This is a genomic window from Terrisporobacter sp. (genome assembly GCF_017888745.1).
Classification (GTDB): domain Bacteria; phylum Bacillota; class Clostridia; order Peptostreptococcales; family Peptostreptococcaceae; genus Terrisporobacter.
In genome coordinates this window covers 1-3,609 of record NZ_JAGHFM010000231.1, presented here as the reverse complement: position 1 = coordinate 3,609, position 3,609 = coordinate 1, and the positions used below count along the sequence as shown (strand labels likewise).

5 protein-coding genes are annotated in these 3,609 nt (G+C 29.5%); 4 read left to right on the top strand and 1 reads right to left on the bottom strand.

What is annotated here, in order from left to right:
- Both J7G74_RS10885 and J7G74_RS10880 read left to right on the top strand, forming a co-directional pair.
- On the top strand, positions 1-380 hold a 380-nt coding region (locus J7G74_RS10885), incomplete at its 5' end, for a metallopeptidase TldD-related protein (RefSeq protein WP_297135187.1).
- A 330-nt stretch (positions 381-710) separates the two neighbouring features.
- On the top strand, positions 711-1,754 hold the full coding sequence (locus tag J7G74_RS10880) for an SH3 domain-containing protein (protein WP_297135185.1): 1,044 nt from the start codon (positions 711-713) through the stop codon (positions 1,752-1,754).
- 91 nt (positions 1,755-1,845) lie between these two features.
- Here the strand turns inward: J7G74_RS10880 and J7G74_RS10875 are convergent, their stop codons facing one another.
- On the bottom strand, positions 1,846-2,007 hold the full coding sequence (locus J7G74_RS10875) for a hypothetical protein (RefSeq protein WP_297135182.1): 162 nt from the start codon (positions 2,005-2,007) through the stop codon (positions 1,846-1,848).
- 309 nt (positions 2,008-2,316) lie between these two features.
- Between J7G74_RS10875 and J7G74_RS10870 the strand changes: the two genes are divergently transcribed.
- Together J7G74_RS10870 and J7G74_RS10865 are read left to right on the top strand one after the other, a co-directional pair.
- The gene (locus tag J7G74_RS10870) at positions 2,317-3,072 is read left to right on the top strand and encodes a GntR family transcriptional regulator (RefSeq protein ID WP_297135181.1); all 756 of its coding nucleotides are present in this window, start codon (positions 2,317-2,319) and stop codon (positions 3,070-3,072) included.
- Positions 3,073-3,350: 278 nt separating this feature from the next.
- The coding region (locus J7G74_RS10865) for a nucleoside deaminase (protein WP_297135178.1) at positions 3,351-3,609 on the top strand (259 nt) is incomplete at its 3' end.

The window sequence follows — 3,609 nt, the reverse complement described above, 5'->3', positions numbered from 1 at the left end:
GGGTAAAAACTACTGGTAATGGATTTAAGGCTTCTTCTGCATCATCTGTGGGAGTAAGTGAAAGTAATCTATATCTACAAAAGGGTAGTATGTCATTTGATGATCTGATGAAGGAAATTGAGGAAGGGGTAATTATTACAGACTTAGCAGGACTTCACTCTGGAGCTAATACTGTAAGTGGGGATTTCTCACTGGCAGCGAAAGGTTTCTATGTAGAGGGAGGAAAGAAGTCATTCCCAGTTGAACAAATAACTTTGGCTGGAAATTATTTTGATTTACTTAAAAATATAGTATCAGTTGGAAATGATTTGAAGTTCCCTATGAGTAATGTTGGGAGTCCATCAGTTATTGTGAAAGGACTTTCTATCGCAGGAAAATAATCAATTATAAATATAAAATTATGAAGAAAAATAGTAACAAAATGTAACTATAAGTGTAACAAAGTAGTAAAAAAATAAAAAAATTATTTGATAAAATTAATAAAAAGACATTGTGCTGAATATATTGAAATTACTAGCATGATGTCTTTTGTTATTTTTTTGATGTTTGAAAATTTGTAACTGTTTTGTAATAAATTTACAAAAAACACTTTAAAAAGTTACAGAAATGTAATATTATATATGTATAAGGTTACATAAAAAGCAATTGAATACATGGAACAGATAATTTTTAACCTTAATATAAATCAAGTATTTATAGGAGGAATTGATATGTTAAATAAAAGAATAAGAAAAGCTGCTGTAGTAGGAGCATTAATGATAATAATGGGGGCTAAAGAGCCTATAGATAAAGTAGACGCTGCAGAGGGTGCAACAGGAACAGTAACAGCATCATCATTAAATGTAAGAAGTGGAGCATCTACATCACATAAAATAGTAGGTAAAGTTAAAAGAGGAACTGAAGTAGAAATATTATCATCAGATAATGGATGGTATAAAATAGAGTATGCAGGAAATAAAACAGGATGGTCAAGCGGAGATTATATAAGCAAAGGAACAAGTTCAAATGGATCATCAAGTACTTCTGCATCAGGTACAGGAACAGTAACAGCATCATCATTAAATGTAAGAAGAGGAGCATCTACATCAAATAGAGTAGTAGGAAAACTTTCAAGAGGAACAAAAGTAGAAATATTAGCATCAAATAATGGATGGTATCAGATAAAATACTCAGGAAATAAAAAAGGATGGGTAAGTGGAGATTATATAAGCAGAGGAACAAGCTCAAATAACTCATCAAACACTTCAACAAGTACTCCTGCATCAGGTACAGGAACAGTAACAGCATCATCATTAAATGTAAGAAGTGGAGCATCTACATCAAATAGCATAGTAGGAAAACTTGCGAGAGGAACAAAAGTAGAAATATTAGCATCAAGTAATGGATGGTGTCAAATAAAATATGCAGGAAATAAAACAGGATGGGTAAGTGGAAGTTATATATCATTAAATTCATCATCTTCATCATCTAACTCATCATTAAGCGTATCAAGTACTTTAACTGTTAAATCTTATGCATATACAGGTGGAGGAATAACAGCTACAGGAACTAAACCAAAATATGGAACAATAGCTGTAGATCCTAAGGTAATACCATACGGAACTAAAGTGTATATAAAAGAATTAGACAAAGTTTTCACTGCTGAAGATACAGGTGGAGGAATAAAAGGAAATAAAATAGATATATACATGCCAACTGAATCTGATTGTACAAAATGGGGAGTTAGAACTGTAACATTACAAATATTAAAATAAATATTAATAACCATATGAAAATAAAATATAGTATTATAAAAAGGATGAACTTACATGAAGTTCATCCTTTTGTTTTAGAGTAAAATATAATTTAATATACTTCATCTTCTTCCACTTCTATCAGACCTTTAGAAGCTAAAAATTCTTCCTGTAAATCTAAAATCATCTCTATACTATCTTTAGATATATCACCGGCACATCTGATGTGTATAAACTCTATCATCTCTTCTATTGAAACACTTATATCTTCCATAATATCCTCCTAAATTCATAACATGAATAATATAATACAACAGAATAAATAAAATTAAAAGTATCATAATTTATGGCTAATGGATATATTTTTTAAGGTTGCTAGCAATATGAGCGCAGCGCATACGCAGTGGCTTAAGCACAGCGAATTTTTGAGCAACGGGCAAAGCCGTTGGCGATATGAGCATAGCGAATTTTTGAGCAACGGGCAAAGCCGTTGGCGATATGAGCATAGCGAATTTTTATTTGGATTAAACCCTTACTATGGTGTATAATTTAACATATCAAGTGATATGTGGGAGGATTCATAATGCAACGAATAAAAAGTAAATCTCTTACTGATGAAGTAAAAGATTCTATATATAAATACATAAAATCATTAGATTTATCAAAAGATACAAAACTTCCAAGTGAAGAAAATATGGCTCAATTAATAGGTGTAAGTAGAATAACAATAAGATCTGCATTAAATGAGCTTGCCTCAGAAGGGATAATATTTAGAAGACAAGGTAAAGGTACTTTTGTAAATAGTGAAGCTCTTCAAATGAAAGCTCAACTCAATCCGGTAAGGCAATTTACTAATATCATAGAAAGTAGTGGATATAAATCATCTATAAAGACTTTGGGATATGAAATAATAAATGCTGATTTTAATTTAAGTAAGTTGTTAAAAATAAAAGAAAATGAACCGTTGGTAGTGGCAAGAAAAATTTTTTATGCAGATGAAAACCCTTGTACTTATTGTGTAGATTATTTCCCATTAAGTTTATTGGAACATAAAGATGAATGTAATGATTTAGATAAATATGATGATTCAATATTCAACTTTTTAAGAGATAAAGCTAATGTAAGGATAAGTTGGGATAAGGTTGAGATTGGAACTATAACAAATTTAGATAATGATGAATTAAACAATCAATTTGAATGTAAGGATAATGTAAAATCATTCTTGCTTTTAGAAGGTATAAATTTTGATGAAAATGATAGACCTGTAATGTATATACAAGAATATATTGATACCACATTTATAAGATTTAATATAATAAGACAAAGATTAATGGAATAATTAAATATTTGAAATTTTACAGAGAATGTAGAGAAGTTTAGATAAATGAAAACTTGTCTACATTTTTTTATATGTTTAATTATTAAATTTGATATATACGTAAAATGGAAGTCATACACTACAATATGGTTCATATAAAAACGAATTATTGTGGCAAAAATTACATAAATTTACATAAAGTTATTGAAAAAATATTAGTTCTCTGATATATTAAAAATAGGTAATACGTATTACTTATTACCTATAATTTATTGAATAATATATTGGGGGAAGTTATAATGGCATATAAAAATCATGAATTTTATTTAAGAAGAGCAATAGAAGTATCAAAAATGGCAAGAGAAGGTGGAAATACACCTTTTGGGGCATTATTAGTAGATGCCGATGGAAATATATTAATGGAACAAGGGAATGTTGAAATAACAGAACATAGATGTACAGGACATGCAGAAGCAGCACTTGCAGAAAGAGCATCAAAAGAATATAGCAAAGAGTTTTTATGGACTTGTACTTTATACACTACAGCAGAACCATGTG

What these genes read in the sequence shown, in the direction of transcription:
- J7G74_RS10880 (WP_297135185.1), top strand. Translation starts at nt 711, where the DNA reads ATGTTAAATAAAAGAATAAGAAAAGCTGCTGTAGTAGGAGCATTAATG.
- J7G74_RS10875 (WP_297135182.1), bottom strand. Translation starts at nt 2,007, where the DNA reads ATGGAAGATATAAGTGTTTCAATAGAAGAGATGATAGAGTTTATACAC.
- J7G74_RS10870 (WP_297135181.1), top strand. Translation starts at nt 2,317, where the DNA reads ATGCAACGAATAAAAAGTAAATCTCTTACTGATGAAGTAAAAGATTCT.